Origin of the sequence: Paenibacillus sp. CF095, assembly GCF_900101225.1 — a bacterium.
Classification (GTDB): domain Bacteria; phylum Bacillota; class Bacilli; order Paenibacillales; family Paenibacillaceae; genus Paenibacillus.
The window spans coordinates 130,839-150,149 of sequence record NZ_FMZN01000002.1 but is presented as its reverse complement, the minus strand read 5'-3'; the positions used below and the strand labels follow the sequence as shown (position 1 = coordinate 150,149).

The following is a 19,311-nucleotide window of genomic DNA, read 5'->3' as shown; positions in this document are numbered from 1 at the left end:
GCAATGCCGGAACCCGCGCTTCTAATGTTAAATATACTAACATATGATAGATGCATTAGAAATAATTAAAATTAGGGAATGAACATGCAATCAACACAAAAAGGCCGGAAGTCTTCACTTCTGCGGCCTTTTCCTTATATCTCGTCCGGAATATCAAATGATACCATCGTGCCCTCACCCGGCTCACTTACGATTGATAATCCCTGACCATACCGTTGCAACAATCTGCGGTTCGTATTCACAATACCTATTCCGCCTTTTCCACCTGGCGTAGCATGTAACAGCTCTGCAACCTTCTCCGGTTCCATCCCTTTGCCATTATCCTTCACTTCAATACGGGTATAACCCTCATGGCGAGTGATGGACAGACATACTGTCCCACCCACATTTCGGCTTAATAGACCGTGTCTGACGGCATTTTCAATCAAAGGCTGAATTGATAACGGCGGGAGAAGCAACGGAAGGTCTGGCTCTACGTTTAATACCACCGACAATCGATCTTCAAATCGTGTTTTTTCAATAAAAAGATAAGCTTCCACGAGTTCCAGCTCGTATGATAATTTCACCAGTTCCCCTGTATTGAGATAGTTGAAGCTGATCCGTAAATAAGATGAAAAAGCTTCACCAAGCTTCCGCATATGCTCTGTATCAATATCACTTAAAACCATAAGTGAATTCAGGGTATTGAACAGGAAATGAGGCTGAATCTGAGCCTGCAAATAAGCGGCCTCCATGCGCAGGCGCTCTTGGATAGACTGATTTAGCATGGTCAATGCACGTATCCGATATTTCAGTTCCACCGCATCTACAGGCTTCGTGACATAATCATTGGCCCCCGATGCAAACCCCGTGTAGATATCTGGCGGCTGACTTCGTGCCGTCAACAGCAGCACAGGAAGCTCAGACATCGAGAATTGTTCCCTCACCTTCAGGGTTAACTCGTATCCGGACATATTGGGCATCATCACATCTGTAATGAGCAGATCCCACTGACGTGTGCCGAGCAATTCCATCGCTTCCTGACCCGAACCTGCTGTAGTTATATCATATGGTTCAGTAGAAAGGATGCTGACCAGCACATCCAGATTAACCGGATCATCATCCACAGCCAGAATGGTAGCTCTCCCCTCTTTTAACAACGGAGCCATCTCTGCTGTCGCCAAGGCTTCCGCGTCCCCCATACCTGAGCGGGGTAACAGGAATCCGCTAGGTGCATCTTCCATCATCTCCGCGGCCTGTTCCCATATCAGGGGAAGTTGTGACTGAGCCTGATGGGTAGTTTCATTCGCAAGCGGCAGATTGAAGCTGAATACCGAGCCCTTTCCGAGTTCCGAGTGAACCGTAAGTGCCCCGCCGTGCAGTTCTACGAGCTCTTTGCAGATGTTCAGTCCAAGCCCGATGCCTTGTCCATCACTGATTCCATATGACCCTTGTTCATACGGGAGGAAAATACGCATCCGTGTATCCTCATCCATGCCAATGCCCGTATCCGTCACATGAATCAGAGCATGTCCTTCACGAATTTCGGCACTTACGGATATCGTTCCTTCCTCTGTATGTTTAAGCGCGTTATGCAGCAGATTATACAAAATCTGAACAAGCCTTTCTTCATCAGCCATGACCTGAGGGAACGATTCCGGAATCTCCATATGAAGGTGGACTGGTTTTCGTTCTGCCATGAACTGCAGCATGGCGATAACGCCAGGCACAACCGACTGTATGGAAAGAGGCCCCTGACGTAACTCAATGCGGTGCTCCTTCAGCCGAACTACATCCAGTAGATCACCAAGAAGATGTGACATCCGTCGACCGATCGTAATCAGCAACTCCATATCCTCCAGGCTCCGTTCATCCAACCGGTTTTTCTCTCGGGTGATGACGTTATGAGCGATGTTAATGATCCCGTGCAGCGGGGTCCGCAGTTCATGTGATGTATTCGCCAAGAACTGATCTTTAATTTTGTCGCCCTTCTGCAGCTCTGTATTCAGCTTCATATTCTCCCTGACATTCCTGAAGTATTTCTTGAACCAATAGGCGGAGAAGCCCGTAATCGCAAAGATAATATCAATGGGATAGTAGACTGTTGTCACATCTTTAGCTGTCTCGGCCACACTCCATATCAGGTTGGATGTAATGCCTCCTGCAGTAAGTAGCAGAAACACAATGTCCCGGTCCGCCTGTTTCCTGAAGATCATCGTTCCGACGATGTATAGAAACCAGATCATGGATACAAGAAAGAATAGGTTAATGACGTTGTAATGGATCATGGCATATGTAATATGAATGGGCACCACCACAATCACGGCCGTATAGATCAAGGTCATGACAACATGCCACTGTAGCCATGCCTTTCGTACATGAACCATCGTTAATCTCTGGAATAACAGAAGGATACAAGCATTTTGCAGCAACAATGAGATCAATCGAATTTTAATGCCCCAGGTATAATTAATTGGAAGCCATAACATCAATATATTGTCATGACCCATCGTAACCGTGATGCCAACAGCTAAAGTTAATACGGCTCCAACCAGCAAGGAACGTTCCTGTCGATTAAATGCGTAAAGAATACAGGCATACATGCCGTGGAGGAGCATAACCAGAAAGGTGAGCATCTGAAAACCAATGGAATACCAACGCGAAAAATCAACAGCTGCCTGTGAACCAAAGCGAACAGGTTTGCTAATTCCGCCCATATACGGGCTGTCGTAATTGGCTACACGGACCAATAATTCAATGGAGGTTGTTCCTTCCTGATCGTAGGTCGCTGTATATGAAGTGCTTCTGGGTATATATGTACTGCTATCCGTGGAGACCTCACCCATGCCCCCGTCCGCGTCTCCATTCATCTCAACCTCGGATGAACTTCGGATTCCCTTGAACCAGAAGGTTACCGGCGTCTGAAGCGGATCTGTCAAAATGCGCAATCGATATGTTCCGTAACCGTACGAACTCTCTTGTTCCTGATTCTGTGCACTCCCCCAGTCCCCAGGGACCTGAACACTCTTGGCACCGCCATTCCTCTTCACAATATCTTGTTGGGTCAGCAACTCATCCGGATAAAGGTCCCATTCCCCATTCAAGTACATGACTGGAGATTGATCCAGATCCACGCCCCTTAAATCCAGCACCCCGTTAACGGCGCGATGCTCATCTACTGTGTGGAATAGCTCAGACCATACCGAGCGCATGCCAATTAACACTCCAAAAATGATTAGCATAATGAACAAATATTTGTAACGGTCCACACGTTTCGTTTGAAGTAATTTCATTAATTATTTTTTCATGACTTTGGTTAAACCGAGCTTCCAGTCCTGATACCATTCGGTAATGTCCTCACTGATCGGGATCTCCAAATCTTGCTCCATTCTGGTGGTTAAGAGACGATACTGCTCCTCCACACCGAGATCGTTGTGCATTTCATCATATAACTTCATTAGCATAAAATAACTTTCTTCTTCATCCGGAAGCATATGCTGGATACGTTGTGTACTCTCGATCACTTTCTCCGCCAGCCCATGCTGCTGGTAATACAGACTTAGTTGTCTCATATGATACAGCCACAGATAGCGTAATCTTTCCCGCTCAGGTTCAGCCCACATGTATTCATAATTGCCAAGATAGGTACCCTTATATAGATGAAGCACTTGCTCATAGGCATGAACGGTACTTTCGTCTACGGCTTTCCATTGCCTGATTTCCCGTTCCCACTGCTCACTATCCAACTGAGCCTCACCCAATTCGAGTCGATAGCCTGCCTCCAGGTGTCCACTCTGAATCGTGATCATATCCATATTGCAAGTTTTCAGGGTTTGGCGGACATGATAAATCGCAGTGTAGAGTTGGTGTGCCGTCTTCTCCTCTTCCATTCCCGGCCACAGCAGCTCCAGCAGAACACTGCGATGGATGACCTGGTTCCGGTGGTGAAGCAAGTATGCAAACAGTTCCTGCGCCTTGCTTGTACGCCATTTGGCAACCTGGGTATCCTTTCCTGGAAGCTTAAACTGAATCTGATTAAAACAGCAAATTAAAGGTACGTTTGTATCCTTTGACCGCTGCTCCCGTTTTACGCTCAGTTTCTCTCTTACGCGGCTCACCGTCTGCTTCAATCGATCCTTTTGGATGGGCTTCATCACATAGTCCAAAGCCTGTAGTTCGAAAGCATGCACCGCATATTGATCGTAACTGGTCACAAATATAATTTCGATGCCCGGTGTTGCCGCCTGAATCTGTCTTCCCAGATCCATACCATCCATCTCCGGCATATGAATATCCAGAAATACAACATCAGGACGGTGTTCCACAATGCCTGCCACAGCCTCTGTTGGATTCATATATGTAGCGATAATTTCAATGCCGCTTACTTCTTTTTCTAGTGATTTTTGAAGGCCTATCAACGCTAGACGTTCGTCGTCAACCAATATCACTTTCACAGGAGCTTCCTCCTCGACCCTGAGGTCTTGAGATTTATTTTCACTATTATATCATAGGCATTTTAAGTATTTAGGTTCTTGTTTCCTATTTTCAATTTGTAGCAATTTAATTGTATAATACTTAATAGAAGACAGGTTATCAGATCCGGTCTTGGAAGAGAGGAAGGTACCATATGTCAGATGTTAATCAAAGCTTTGGGCAAGCCCTTGTCAAATCATTAGTCGGGGAACGCGGTCATATCCGCATCGCCCGTGCCCTGCCCGATATCGATGTCACACTTGCTGCTCGTACGCACGATGCCATGCCATATACAATTTATCAGTTGGTGAAGCACATGCATTATTGGCAGCAATTCATGCTCGATCACTTGGAAGGACGCAAACCACAGCTCCCTGCTAACGTGAGTGAGAGCTGGCCTGAGGAGAAGGGTCCACAGGACGAAGCCACGTGGAAGGCAGATATTCAGGCATTCTTGGATGGGGTTGATCAAGCCGTAGCCATTGCCGAAAATGCACAATTAGATGATCCACTGCTCTATTTCCCGGGTGAAACTAAAGCAGGACTTTTGCGCAATATCGCATCCCATAACTCGTACCATCTGGGTGAGATTGTTCTGCTGCGTCGCTTCTACGGCGCATGGCCGCCTCCAGGTGGCGGATATCCGGCGTAAACCATATTTACAACAGATCTATTGAACGAATATACAGACACATCTAAGCTGTGAAAGGACCCATTGTTCCTTTTGCAGCTTCTTGTGGTTATAGGCAAGTAACATCCATTGAAGTGCCAATTATAACGCTCATATCCTGCTCCAGGCTCATATATTACTTCAAAGTACGTATATGACTTTGAGGTGCGTACTTCTCATCCTTCTTTTTCTGACCCACAATATGAACAGAAGAAGAGAGGAGCATGTCCATTGAAACCCGAACAATCCGTTCCCCGTTACACCGCACTTGTCATTGGTGCTGGAGGCGTCATTGGAAGAAACCTTATTGATTATCTGGTGACACTTCCGCAATGGAATGTCATTGGTGTATCTCGCCGCGGAGGAGAAGATGCCCCTGGGTTACGTTATATATCAGCTGATTTACTGAACGAAGCAGACACACAAGACAAACTGAGTCTTTTAACGACCGTTACGCATATTTTCTACGCCGCGTATCAGGATCGCCCAACCTGGGCCGAATTGGTACAGCCCAACTTGGCCATGCTCGTCAATGTGGTGAATACCATCGAACCGATCGCTCCAAATCTCCAACATATTAGCCTAATGCAAGGTTATAAAGTGTACGGCGCACATCTGGGGCCATTCAAAACACCTGCCAAAGAAACAGACGCATATCATATGCCCCCTGAATTCAATGTCGATCAGCAACAGTTTCTCGAGGATCGGCAACCTGGAAGCAGCTGGACCTGGTCAGCCCTGCGCCCTTCTGTTGTATGTGGATTCGCTCTGGGTAATCCAATGAACCTTGCCATGGTTATTGGCGTGTATGCGTCTATCTCCAAGGAACTTGGCTTGCCACTTCGATTCCCTGGGAAACCAGGAGCGTATCATTCGCTTCTTGAAATGACTGATGCGACATTGCTGGCTCATGCAACCGTATGGGCAGCAACCGAACCTCGCTGTGCCAATCAGGCATTTAATATCACCAATGGCGATCTGTTTCGCTGGAATGAACTATGGCCCAGAATCGCTGCATTTTTCGAATTGGAAACCGCACCTCCACTCCCCCTCTCACTTGCAACAGTGATGGCAGATAAAGAAGATCTTTGGAAGTCCATGATTGAAAAGTATGGTTTGGTAAACATCCCTTATGATGATGTCTCTTCCTGGGCATTTGGTGACTTTGTCTTCTCGTGGGATTACGATTTCTTCGCGGATGGTTCCAAAGCTCGCCGCTTCGGATTTCATGATTTCATTGATACTGAGGCTATGTTTATGGATATTTTCAGAAATCTACGTAATCGCAAGATCCTTCCGTAAAGTAAATAAAATGCATAATAAGCCGATTCCTGAATTTCAGAGTCGGCTTATATAAGTCACTCAACGTCAGTAGTAGTTGGCGGCTTAAACAGAATTTTTCCTCGATCACCATAAACATTCTCCACGTGTATATCGCCCCACCTACACATCAGATGAAGAATCTCTTTAAGACTCCCCCCGTACTCTGTTAACTCATACTCCACTTTAGGCGGGACCTGGTGATGGGAAATTCGGACAATGATCCCCGCCTCCGTTAGTTCACCAAGTTGCTGAGTCAATACTTTCTGGGTGATCGCAGGGATCAGTTTCATCAGCTCACCATTACGTTTCTTCCCAAAGGTAAGATGGAATAGAATAACGGGCTTCCACTTTCCCCCGATTACTTCAAGAAAAGCTTCAACTGCGGTGTTATATACTTTGAGCGGTTCCTCCATATCACCTTCTGTCTCCCTTCCAGACTATTGCTCAATCTTCCCGATTCATCTTCTCAAAAATATGGACTAATTGCGCTCGATCCTCTTCGTTTAATTTCTGGAATAAATTCTTGCGCAGCTTCTGGCCCTCCAATATTGCTCTTCCGAGGACTTCGGCCCCTTTATCCGTAATGTTCAAATAAACAATGCGACGGTCCGCTTCATCTACCATTCTGACGACTAATTCCTTGGCTACCATCTTGTCAGATAAATAACTGAGTGTAGGCGGAGTGAACCCTAAAATTTTTGCAATATCCGAAGGTCGGCTTTTTCCATTTTGATGGAGATGGCTGAGTACAAGCACATGAGAAACACCGAGGTCCTCATTGAATGATTTGTTCCATTGTATGATCAATTTATTGGTGAAATTATCCATGTTGTGTATAAGCTCAAAAATGTTCTGTTCTTCCATTAGATCCTCCTCGAAAAAATAAACAACAGCCCTCATTTAACTTAAGGGCTGTCATCATTTTACACGCTATTGGGCTGAGTAGCCACCATCGATCACCAGTTCAGATCCTGTAATGTACGAAGAATCATCCGATGCCAGGAACAACGCCGCTTTGGCAATATCGCTTGCTTGGCCCAGACGCTGCAAAGGCGTTGCCTGAATTAATCGTTCTAGCAGTTCCTTGGATGTGTTCAAGGATTGGGTCATTGGTGTTTCGATGATCCCAGGAAAAAGAGCATTCACCCGAATACCTTGACGTCCGAAGGTGGTCGCAGCGGCTTTGGATAATGCACGTACCGCGCCTTTGGATGCCGAGTAATGGTTAAAGCCTTGTCCAATCAAAGCGGTGTATGATGAAATGTTAACGATGGAACCTTTCTTCTGGGCTGCCATATAAGGAGTGACATGTTTCATGCCAGCGAATGGGCCGAAGCCATTAATGGAGAGCATTTTCTCCCAATCCTGTGCATTGATTTCCTCAAACGGCTTTTCCGAAGAAATGCCTGCATTGTTGACCAGAATGTCAATTTTCCCAAAACGTTCATTCACTACTTTCGCCAGTGCCTGCCAACCTTCATCCGAAGATACATTCAACTTCATTCCGTACACATTCTCTTTTTGGCTGGCTTTCTCCAGTGCTTCCTCATTAATGTCTGCTGCAATGACGATGGCGCCTTCCTGTGCAAAAAGATCAACCATACCCTCCCCGATTCCCGAGGCTCCGCCAGTAATAATGGCTACTTTATTATCTAATTTTCCCATGCGAATTGCTCCTAACGTATTTTATTTATTTGGAAGTAACAAGGGCTACTTTGTCTTTCATTCTTAACATGATGCTTAAGCCCCTTTCTTGAAGAAACCAAAGTATTTAGACATATAATATTTAGATGACTAATTATTATATGTCTAAATACTAGCAAAGTAACTGCCTTAATGCAACGAGTACAGCTCTATATACTTATTTTGGATATCTTAGCGAAGCTAACGCAGTTGAAAAAAGCCCCTTATTGGCGACCATTTCCGCCTTATCACGCATAACTAGGCAACAAAAAAACTGCATCCGTCATTACGGATGCAGCCTTTTCAACGTTTCCTATAAAGAGAAGCTCATACCCTTACTTACAGTGAACCTTCAAGGTTTGCAGGTTGATTTTCCTCATTCACCAGACCTTGAATAAAGGTTTCAAAATTGGGCGCAAGCCAAGTGATCTTGTAACTTTCTTTTTTATCCACATGAACAACTTCGGGCTCACCAGCATTGCCGGATTCACGATAATCCAACATCACCACCTCCGATTCGGAAGGGCACTCACAGATAACAACACCGATTTCAGGATAACCCCCCTGCTCGATAATAAACCGGCTGCCAGCTTCACCACCTAACGAATGTGCTTTCTCCCGCCCAATACCCAATATACCCGCGACCTCAACGCGGACCTTCTTGGCAGCCTCTGCTTGGCTAACAGGAAAATACCGATAGTGGGGAACACCCCCATTATGTAATTTCATCATGTTAATATAGGATGTTGGCAGCTTGAAGACCAACTGCTCCTCCACTGACTCGACCTGTTCATCGGTAGGCGGAGCCAACACATATTGATCCACGGCTTCAGCATTGTCATTCCAAAAACCCATTGGTTCCAGATGGCCAACACTAACAGGTGCGGTTGAGATTTCAGAGACAGATGGGACGGTATTCACGAGCTTCTCTACGGATTCCTCTGCTGTTTTGCTTCGAATCCATTCCAGAAACTCCAGCGTATCTTCATCCCCAGGGTCCAATTCATCCGCTCTTTCAAACGCCTGTAGCGCATGCGCATATTGCTCCAGATAATAATAAGCCAGTCCAATCCGATAATGCCAGAGTGGGTCACCTGTGCCCTCTTTAGCAACCGTCAGGAATTGTTCAACCGCTTCTTCATACTGTTCCAGGTTATTTAGCGCTCGTCCCAAATGGTTAACCAGCTCATAATCTCTTTCTTCCACAGGAATTGCTTGAATTGCATCTACAATTTCCTGAAATTCATCTTCTTCATGCCACTCTTGCAATTGAACCAACAGATCGTCTCTCATTCTCTTTTCCTCCCCGTTCATTCACTCATGATTACGTATTGAAAATTATACCACTATCCGGATCACCATCTCCAGCAAACCAAGATCCTTAGGGATATCATGAATCGATATCTTTTCATTTCTGATGACAATACTAAAAGAGGTAACCTGAGCCCGGTTAAGAAAACCAGGCAGGCTACCTTCTTTATTCCTTCCAATACATTGAATTCTTAATTCAATTCAGCAACTCAACACAATCGTAGACCCAACCTGCACTTAACCAGTTACCCAAGTCACTGGAACCGCTGATCGGCGTAATTGTGATGGTATTGGAACCATTGACGAAGTAGGATGCTGGAACATTCCAGCTAAAGGTTGTGTTGTTACCACGATAGGTACCAATGGTGAAGCTACGAGAATTGGGCTGTGAAGATGCAGCAGGATTGGTTAAAGCATGTCCATTAACCGTTATACTAGGTCTTCCATTATTGTAGGCTGCGGTAATACCGATGTTGAATGTATGAGAAGATGCAGCTTGAGCTGCATTCAAGTTAAACGTTATTGTGGTTGGAGAATTCTGACCACGGAACTGGATTGCCGGAAATCGATTGGTCGCGCTACCGGTAGCATAGGTGACAGGTCCCCAGCTTGGGTTGCGACTATCGGATGGGTGACGAATCGGAATCGTCTGTCCATTCAGGAGCTCCCGTGGCGTACCATCCCAGTTACCGATTCGCCAGATGTTAGAGGCTTTACTTGGATCATTGTTGATCGTACGTGTATTCAGAGTCGTCGTTTGTCCTGCCGTGACATTAACCGTTTCCGTATATACGGCCAGTTCTCCCTTATATGCTGTCATGGTGTACGTCCCAGGAATCATGCTGTATTTGGCGGCCGCCCCACTTGAAGACGTCCCCACCCAATACTGGGCATTACTATTAGCGAACCCAATTGTGTATGCATACCCTGTATCCATCCCGGAGAGACCATTAAGCACCACGTTCCCCCGACTGGATACCCAACCTTGCAGATTCAGACCAGACATCCAGCTGAAATCGGGTACACTTGGTGTACCTCCGGTTGTAAAGATCAAAGCGTACGGCCCATGCAGACCCAGGCGCCAATTCTCCGTCTGTGCATGTCCCGAGTTCATATAGTTATATACTTCCGTCTCTGTTCCACTTTGGAACTGGATGTCGCGAAAGAATGGACCACCAGAGCTTTTTTCCCGATTGCCGTAGGCCATAAATACACCGACACCATTCCCCGTAACTCCACGAACGGATAAATCTTTGGCCTGATCATTACCATAATATTTGGAGGCCGACTGTCCATTTGCAAACCCGAACACATCCTGACTCTCGATTGCTCCTGTGTTACCTCGATTATTGGAATTCGCCGGAACACCCGTCAACACACTACCATTACCGCGGAAAATGTACCGCAGCTCCCCGATCGAAGGTTGAGCCGTGATATGCGTTGCCATGTATATGATGTTCTCCCCACCACGCGAAGCATAATAGTGAGTCAGTGTGCTTGTGGATACCGTGATTAACACGGTTGATCCTGAAGGTGAGGTATTCCACGTCACATTGGCCGAGGAGCCCAAACCTGAGCCGATATGTGACCCTCTGTTGCTGTTCAGCTCCGTACCGTTCATTTTGGCTGAGATAATATCCCCATTGGTTTTGTTCACCACATAGACTAATCCTGAACCGGTGTTTACTTCAATTCTGGAGCCGTTATCCGTAACATTAATGGTTGCCGCGTGTCCGGTAGATGCAGGGTATACAACAGCTGTTGCGATCATAACGACAATTAAAAACAAACCAAGCGCCTTTCTCACTATACTTTTGGTCATGAGTAAATCCCTCCTTGGAACTCTTTTAATAAAGCGCTTACATTATGATGTATAACAACTGACACTTCCGTCTCATATCGATATGTCTGCTATGCGGGCATGTCCATAATCACTGAAATGTTATGTCTGCGTGCGTATAGAGTAGAGTCGCTACTTCATGTAAATCTGATCTGGCCACCCCCTTCTTAAATCACTCTTCTACATACAAGAATTCTTACAATTCCAATAAAACAATACCATTATATTACATATACTTGCAATGAAAATGAACCGTTCATCCAATAGTAAGTTCTGAAAAAAATTTACTTCAACATGCAGAAGTCTGATTTTCATTCTCATTCCCGCACTCTCCAATGTTCGTTTAGATGCGTCGTTATAGTACCAGCATACGAGTACATTGAAAAGTTTTTGTGCCAATTCTCCATTGTGGAGATATGCCGTTCCTCTTATTTTCCGTTTACATATTTTATAGAGAACTAGTTTTGATCTTAACGGACAAGGGGTGCAATTGAAATGGGAGCTAAGCCACATGGCGCTATCCAAAAGCAGGGGGTTTCTATTATTGCCTGCACGAAACGTCAAAACTATATAAGAAACTTGTTCAATAACTACAGTCGACAGATCCACGCCAGGAAGGAACTTATCATTATTGTCAATAACAATAACATTCCCCTTACCCCATATCTAAGTCTAGCCAAAAAACTTTCAAACGTACACGTCTATCGTCTTCCAGAACGCACTTCCCTCGGCGCCTGTCTAAATTATGCTATCAAGAAGACGAAATACAACTATATTGCCAAGTTTGACGATGATGATTATTACGCCCCCTACTATTTGAAGGAAAGTATGCAGACCTTTCAAAGAACCAATGCTGATGTCATTGGCAAGAAGGCTCATTACATGTATTTACGCGGATCTAAGACGTTTATCCTTCGTTCTCCTCATGATGAACATCGACCGGTGACCCTAATCCCTGGCGCAACGCTTGTTTTTAAACGCAAGGTAGTAAACCATGTACCGTTCCCGAATCAAAGCGTCGGTGAGGACGACCTATTTTGCATTAGAAGCAAACGAAAGGGTTATCGCGTATATTCTGCTGGAAAAAATAATTTTGTTGCGATCCGCAGGCGAAACTCATCCAACCATACTTGGATCATTAGCGATAAAGAACTCATATCTCAAAGCCAAAAAATACCTTCTGTTACCAATTACAAAAAATATGTACAGAAAAAGCCCAGGGGCTAACCCTGTTAACCACAAATTGAGTCTCAAAAAAGAGCAGCATTCCGCTGCTCTTCTCTGTTCTCGACCCTTTATTCACATGCATTTGGACTCAAACCAGATACTCCGCCATAATCTGCTCGATATCATACGGCGTAACGCCTTGATCCACCGAATAGATCGTATCCGCCTGATCTATTGTATCCACCAGTTCTCCTCTAGCTTTGGCATGGAGCATGAACAAGTCATGCAGATCGGGTTTGCGTAAAGTCGTTAGTGCTTTGCCCATCAGGACCATGCCTTTTTGATTGCCTTCCACATTATTGTAGTAATCCGGGTGGCTTGTCAGCGCCAGGTCTGTCCAGATGACGGTACGTTCAACCAGGTCCATAATGACAGGGATCGCAATCTGCGTATCTGCGGTAATATCGATTTTGTTAGCTACGGTGGACGGCTCGAAGATCTCGCCAGAACCCGGCTTCTTCCGCATCATCCACCCCACAAAACATTCCGGCAGATCACAGTACGGATGACTGGTAAACGAAAGCAGTGTTGCCACCACATATCGTCCACCATAAGCCACGATGGATGGAATATGCAGATCAATGAACTCACTTGCTCCGTTAGGTGCAGTCACGATATCTCCGCTATGGACAGCCTTATAGTTAGAGGATCGCAGATTCGTATAGGAAATATGCTCCACATAGTTCCAGTCCTTATCATACATCACCGCAGACAAGTCAATGTCCACGCGCCCTGTAGACTTGCCATCCACGTCCCCCTCTTTCCACCAGTTGAAGAAACGAATCGTATCACCCTCTGCCATTGGCACACGGCTTCCTCGAACGATGGTATGCAGAGCCTTGCTCGCCGATCTCTGGGAAAAGGGTACCAGATAATCATGGAGCTGTGGATCAACATAGGTCTTTCCAAGCGGGGCAAGGGCAGCGAATCGCTCTACCAGCGCCTGCTCGCACAATTGCACGACATCCTGACACGTGGCTTCATTGATGTCTGGCAGCTCATTCGGAACAGCAAAAGCTTTGGCTACATTGCCTTTTGGGAAGAAGACACGCAGATCCTGCGGTTCATTACGCCGAGCAAAATGCTGTCTCACCTGCAATAACACCGGGGTGGATACTTGCTCCAGTACCTCACCAAATGCCAGCAGTACATACGCTTCATCCTCGGTCATCCGCAACAAGTGATCCAGTCTTCTCGCGAATTCACCTGGACGCTGTGACAACAGATCGATCAGACTCCAGACATTCCGATATTGGAAGGCAAGTTCCACACTTCCGTTGAAGGTCGAATACGGCTTATTATTACGCAAAATATCAAAGGCTTCTTCGCATCGCGGATACCGAAGCTTATATTCCGATGGATGCAGAATTTCGCCAAGGCGAATCCAGCGATCCTTATATCGCAACATATCCTCCGTGATGGAGCCACATTGCTCCAGCAATCCGAGCAAAAGGCGTCTCTCACGCCGTTTGAATTTTCGGAAGGGAGAAGCCACAGCGAGGCTAACATCACCATTGGACCAGGCAACAGCCAGACGGAGGACATCACTTGCCGTTTTGAAATACGGACTAATTCGGTCGAGGTTCGCTTTTTCATGCTTCAACAGCGAGGCGACCACAAAGCCCACATTTTCTTTGAACGGAATCTCAGCAGGTAGAATCGCATCCACTTCACTTGGGTCTGCATGCTCCAATACCATGTCGATATCCGCCTTGTCCGTTTCCGAGATGGAACCTTTTGCTTCAATGATCTGACGGATGAGCGTCTGGAATGCTTGCTGGTTTCCCAAACCAATGACTTTCAAGTCCGTCTTCTCCAGCAAAGGCATTCTTTCCACAGATTGTTGATCCGGATAGACCACAGTCAGGTTGGTCAGATAATGAATAATCGCATTGAGATATAACTCGGCCTCATCCGCTTGCATCACCTGCATTGGGAATCCAGCATACATCGGTGTGTACTTCACATGTGCGCCGACCATGACTCTTAGATCAGCCACGAGTTGAATATATACTGTTTCAAACTGTTCCTTGGACAGCTGCCGCATCGCTTGAATCAACTCATCCGAGAAGGTGTATCCGAGTGCTTCAATATTTTTGAGGGCAGTCGCCAGGTGTGTCTTCGGCAACTGTTGCTTCCCTTCGTTTGATTCAATAATGAGTTTGTTCGCTCTGCGCAAATAGATTGTATTGTTCATGATAAAAGAGTCCAGGAAAGCCATATTCCTATTAACATTTGGTAGATGGCTTTAGAAGGAAGGAATATGATAGCCTGGACGCCTCCTCTCTGAAATGAAATCTTCAGGAGAGCTGCGACCCTATGATCTCCAATGATTGTAGAAGGAAGGATCGCAATAGCCTGAAGGCCAGCGGTTCAAAGTTTGTCACCCGAACCTCTGGTGAACCCATCATCTCAGATTCCATGATCTGCCAACAGGGCGAAAGTATTACGACATGAATTTAAGAATTTAATGAAAATAGAAAAAAGCCTTTGCCGACCCCCAATGTCAGCAAAGGCTTTTCCGTATAGATGTGTTACTTATCAATCAGGTTTGTTACTTTCAACATTCTTGCAATCAATGCAGTGACCTCAGCACGGGTCATCGTGGTCTTTGGACTCAGAACCTCTGGCCCATTACCTTGGATGATCCCCGCTGCAATCAACTGGGCTACATCTTCTTTTGCCCAATTCGATACATCGGCTGCATCACTGTAACGCTCCAGTTCAGAGTTCATCTGTTCCGGGCTGATTGCCGCTTTTGGTTCAATCAGACGGTAGGCACGAGCGACCATGGCAAATCCTTGCTCACGTGTGATCTCCTGATTACCGTAGAAGTTGCCATTATCGTAACCGCGAACGATACCGAATTCATTCGCAAGGGCTACCGCGGAGCGGAACCATGCGGATTCGTTAACGTCAGGGAATAGATTCTGTGGTGCATCCTGACGCATTAGGCCCAGTCCAAGTACAACAATCTCGGCAAACTCAGAACGAGTAACCTGACGGTTCGGTGAGAACGTGTTATCTCCGTTACCTTTCAGATCTAATCTCGCAGCGATGTTGTTCACATCGGTTTTACCCCAATGGGACTTGGCATCTTCAAAATCCTGCGGATTCCAGATGACTGAGTAACTTCCGCTGCTGCGCAGGTCATTAATGAGTGCATAGTATCGGCTATCGACTTTGGTAACAACCGTTGGTACATGGAAGATGCTACCGTCCGGGTTGATGATCACTCCTGTTGTAATCCGGTTCGGGTCGATGCCTTCTGGAAGTGCAATATACTTCGGTGCATAGCCATTCAGCTGGCTAGATCGCACAGTCTGTCCATCTTTCGTAAACGTCAGATCCAGATCAACTGGTGTGACAAGTAGCTCGTATCCTTGGGATGCGGCTCTTGTCTCGGCGCTGTCAATCAATGCATCCGAGGAACGTGCAATATCAATATGGACATCAATATCATTCAACGCTGCATTACCAAGCTGTTTGGACACACCATTCAAGTCCATTTTGCCACCAGGTACCGGATAGATCGCTAACGGATTGCTAATGTTCAATTTGGAACCTTGATCTACTAATTGTTTCAGTGTTTCGAGGGTTAAACCGTCCACCTTCATATTCCCATCATTCGGTGAATGAATGGCGAACTGCTGTCCTGTGCCTTGTGACATGGCAACATTCAGCTTGGCTGGATCAACTTGAACCAACGTTTCTTTGTTGTTAGATGGTTTGGATGTAGCAAATGGTTGATGGCTACCATCCCGAGTTGTCTCCAAATTATCCTTCACGGGTGCCGGCGTTGGCGTTGGTACTGGCGCAGGTGTAGGTGCTGGTGTGCTTCCACTGTTACCTCCCGTATTTCCGCCGCCATTGTTGCCTCCACCATTGTTACCATTGTCATTGGATGCTCTAGTCACGTTAATTTTATACTCCGTAACGTGGCCAAGTGAATCCGTTACTCTAACAACGATCTTATTTCCGCCAACTTGGAGTGGTAGATTCTCACTTACAGCACCACTTGAAATCTCGTTCCATTCTCCATCTCCAACAGCTATTTCAATCTTCGCAAGTGGATCAAGTGCCGTTGGCGTTAGCTGGAATTGATATACGCTATTCGGCACTGAAATGGTGTATGTGTCTTTAGCCGGATCAAAGGCCGGAGACAAGCTTCCTGTAGACGGGATCAGCGTTTGCAGCGTTGATGTATCTGTACCAATTACTTTGGTAAGTCCCGTTCTTGCATCTGTCAGATCCAAAAGTGCCTTGTCTACCTGCGCTTGGGTCGCTGTCGGATCATTCAACACTCGTTCTGCTTCATTCATCGCATTATCCAGTGCTGTCCAGCTCGCTGGTGTGTATGCTGACTCTTCCAGGCTTTCACCTGTAATTTCAGTTACTTTCGCTTGCAAAGCTGATTTATCTACATCTGGTACAGATGTTGTAGGGATTAGACCCGTTCTTGCATCAGTCAGTTCTTGAAGTGCTTTGTCTACCTGCGCTTGAGTCGCTGTCAGATCATTCAACACTCGCTCTGCTTCGTTCATCGCATTATCCAGTGCTGTCCAGCTCGCTGGTGTGTATGCTGACTCTTCCAGGCTTTCACCTGTAATTTCAGTTACTTTCGCTTGCAAAGCTGATTTATCTACATCTGGTACAGATGTTGTAGGGATTAGGCCCGTTCTTGCATTAGTCAGATCCAAAAGTGCCTTGTCTACCTGCGCTTGGGTTGCTGTCGGATCATTCAGCACTCGCTCTGCTTCATTCATCGCATCATCGAGTGCTGTCCAGCTCACTGGCGTGTACGCTGACTCTTTCAGGCTTTCACCTGTAATTTCAGTTACTTTCGCTTGCAAAACTGATTTATCTACAACTGGTACAGATGTTGTAGGGATTAGGCCCGTTCTTGCATCTGTCAGATCCAAAAGTCCCTTGTCTACCTGCGCTTGGGTCGCTGTCGGATCATTCAACACTCGCTCTGCTTCGTTCATCGCATTATTCAGTGCTGTCCAGCTCACTGGTGTGTACTCAGATTCCTCTAGACCCTCGCCTGTAACTTCAGTTACTTTGGCTTGCAACAAGGACTTGTCTACCTTTGTCACAGCATTTTCGCTAAAACTTTGAGCTGGGGCACCGTTAGTCCCTTTTAGATTACCATCTTCAATATCGTAAGAAACGATCACTGATGCATTGGAAGGGATAATCTGACTCGTTTTTAACTTCAATGTCTTGCTGTTCGCTCCTCGTTCGAAACTGTCGATCGTGATTGGTTGGCCGTTGATCTCCAGTTTGAAGCCAGTTAAACTTGCTATATTCGAAAAATCGAGCTCCTCATCGAACGTTACAATAACCTCATCTTCTGTCACAGACACATTACTTACATTTGCGCTTGTGAATTTTGGTGCCCACGCACTGAACGTGAAATACTCTCCGTCTTTTAATGCCGCCTTGGCTGTATAATGTGGAATTCCATTTACATCTTTGAGGCTCAATTCATAGCCAGATGCATCTGTAAAATCTTCACTGTCACTTACCAGTAATTGATAACCTGCTGGAACTGACACTTCCGGGATACCAATCTCCACTTCACCCACGTTATTCGTATTCTGCACTTTCCAAACTCTTTGCGCATGATATTGTCCCGGTTTATTTATAGACTGATCATAGGTCAATGGCAGACCGTTATCCGCCCATACGAAATATTGCTGATCCGTCAAAATGCTGGAATTATCTGCATTTGTAGCAGCCAGCGTGTTAACACCTACGGCGACTTGTGGTACTCCAGCATTGATGCTTAAGCTTTGTTTTTGATTCAAGCCCTGTGCTTCATCTTTGCCGATTCCTGCAATATTGTGCTTATACTTGGAATCGACAGTCCACACTTCACTTCCGTTAGTTGAAAGATAAGGACTTGCTCCGTTGTTGAGCGTAATGCCATATTTAATGGCTAGATAAGACTCAATTTTTGAAGCATCCATAGCTGTCTGATTGTCATACAAAATAATCTCAGCAACATCAGCTACAAGACCACCCCAGTTATAAGTGGCACTTCCGCCGTTGGTAGCACCTATAACAGGAGTAAAGTTAATCTCTCCAAAGACCCCTTTCCGACTGAAGCTAGCTTCAACACCATCTACTCGTGCTGTATGATTATTATTACTTACGATATCAAAGTTCACGATCTGAGCTCTACTTCTATCCACCAGATTGAAATAGTCATAAACACCATCGACGCCATTACCTGAGGCAAAATTGTTTCCATATCCACCCATTATAATGACGCCATTGGTTCCTGTAGGAGTAGTCGCTCCGACAAGAGCTCCCCCGTTGTTATTTTTATAAACGGCATAGCCAGATTGGAATTTAATTGGTTTGTCACCTACCAGCTTTACGGAGCTACTATAGTGGCCCCCACCTGTCGGATTGTTGAATTTTACACTGGGGTTAAAGTTAATTCCTCCCGGATTATAACTCGGTGCTGTCTTCCCAGAAGGAATAACCAGGTCAAATTCTACCTCGTTAGCTGATTGGTCCTTCCAATCGGTCAGTAAACCTTCCACCGTATCAGCATCCGAGTCTGCTTTCAGCCATAACACAGGTTCAAGACCCGTTCCCCCTGGAACAGGGCTGCTAGCTGCGCTTACTCTCTCTGAACCAATTGAAGAGATGAATGTGCTTAATAACAACATGCTAACTACGGACACTTTAAATCCTTTTTTCCACTTCTTACTGTACAAAAACGACATACTTATCCTCCCTCTTTTACATTTCGCATAATATCGACCCTCATCTTGCTTATTCTACACAT

At 45.8% G+C, this 19,311-nt stretch carries 12 protein-coding genes; 3 read left to right on the top strand and 9 right to left on the bottom strand.

The genetic code is table 11. The features are described 5' to 3' along the window. Positions 1-134: 134 nt before the first annotated feature. On the bottom strand, positions 135-3,272 hold the full coding sequence (locus BLS69_RS19970; RefSeq protein WP_091035415.1) for a hybrid sensor histidine kinase/response regulator: 3,138 nt from the start codon (positions 3,270-3,272) through the stop codon (positions 135-137). A gap of 3 nt (positions 3,273-3,275) precedes the next feature. Further along, positions 3,276-4,433, bottom strand: coding sequence for a response regulator (locus tag BLS69_RS19965; RefSeq protein ID WP_091035412.1), 1,158 nt, complete (start codon positions 4,431-4,433; stop codon positions 3,276-3,278). Positions 4,434-4,606: 173 nt separating this feature from the next. On the opposite strand from BLS69_RS19965, the gene BLS69_RS19960 reads away from it, so the two are divergent. Together BLS69_RS19960 and BLS69_RS19955 are read left to right on the top strand one after the other, a co-directional pair. Continuing rightward, complete coding sequence (locus BLS69_RS19960; protein ID WP_091035410.1) at positions 4,607-5,104, top strand: DinB family protein; 498 nt, start codon at positions 4,607-4,609, stop codon at positions 5,102-5,104. A 249-nt stretch (positions 5,105-5,353) separates the two neighbouring features. Then, complete coding sequence (locus BLS69_RS19955; protein WP_091035407.1) at positions 5,354-6,424, top strand: SDR family oxidoreductase; 1,071 nt, start codon at positions 5,354-5,356, stop codon at positions 6,422-6,424. A 56-nt stretch (positions 6,425-6,480) separates the two neighbouring features. On the opposite strand, the gene BLS69_RS19950 is transcribed toward BLS69_RS19955, so the two are convergent. The 5 genes from BLS69_RS19950 to BLS69_RS19930 all read right to left on the bottom strand — a co-directional run bounded on the left by BLS69_RS19950 (position 6,481) and on the right by BLS69_RS19930 (position 11,261). Continuing rightward, entirely contained in the window at positions 6,481-6,858 is a 378-nt protein-coding gene (locus BLS69_RS19950; RefSeq protein WP_091035404.1) for a winged helix-turn-helix transcriptional regulator, read from the bottom strand. A gap of 31 nt (positions 6,859-6,889) precedes the next feature. Continuing rightward, on the bottom strand, positions 6,890-7,309 hold the full coding sequence (locus BLS69_RS19945; protein ID WP_091035402.1) for a MarR family winged helix-turn-helix transcriptional regulator: 420 nt from the start codon (positions 7,307-7,309) through the stop codon (positions 6,890-6,892). 66 nt (positions 7,310-7,375) lie between these two features. Beyond that, positions 7,376-8,110 carry an SDR family NAD(P)-dependent oxidoreductase gene (locus BLS69_RS19940; RefSeq protein WP_091035400.1) on the bottom strand — a complete coding sequence of 245 codons (735 nt, stop codon included), beginning with the start codon at positions 8,108-8,110 and terminating at the stop codon, positions 7,376-7,378. A gap of 357 nt (positions 8,111-8,467) precedes the next feature. Continuing rightward, entirely contained in the window at positions 8,468-9,421 is a 954-nt protein-coding gene (locus tag BLS69_RS19935; protein WP_091035397.1) for an SMI1/KNR4 family protein, read from the bottom strand. 214 nt (positions 9,422-9,635) lie between these two features. Beyond that, positions 9,636-11,261, bottom strand: a complete 1,626-nt coding sequence (locus tag BLS69_RS19930) for a rhamnogalacturonan lyase B N-terminal domain-containing protein (RefSeq protein ID WP_091035394.1) — start codon at positions 11,259-11,261, stop codon at positions 9,636-9,638. Between the two features lie 513 nt (positions 11,262-11,774). On the opposite strand from BLS69_RS19930, the gene BLS69_RS19925 reads away from it, so the two are divergent. Further along, on the top strand, positions 11,775-12,506 hold the full coding sequence (locus BLS69_RS19925; RefSeq protein ID WP_091035391.1) for a glycosyltransferase family 2 protein: 732 nt from the start codon (positions 11,775-11,777) through the stop codon (positions 12,504-12,506). Positions 12,507-12,594: 88 nt separating this feature from the next. Here BLS69_RS19925 and BLS69_RS19920 read toward each other — a convergent pair whose 3' ends face one another. Next, on the bottom strand, positions 12,595-14,703 hold the full coding sequence (locus tag BLS69_RS19920; RefSeq protein ID WP_091036492.1) for a TerD family protein: 2,109 nt from the start codon (positions 14,701-14,703) through the stop codon (positions 12,595-12,597). Positions 14,704-15,040: 337 nt separating this feature from the next. After that, positions 15,041-19,249, bottom strand: coding sequence for a DUF8202 domain-containing protein (locus tag BLS69_RS19915; RefSeq protein WP_091035388.1), 4,209 nt, complete (start codon positions 19,247-19,249; stop codon positions 15,041-15,043). Positions 19,250-19,311 lie beyond the last annotated feature (62 nt).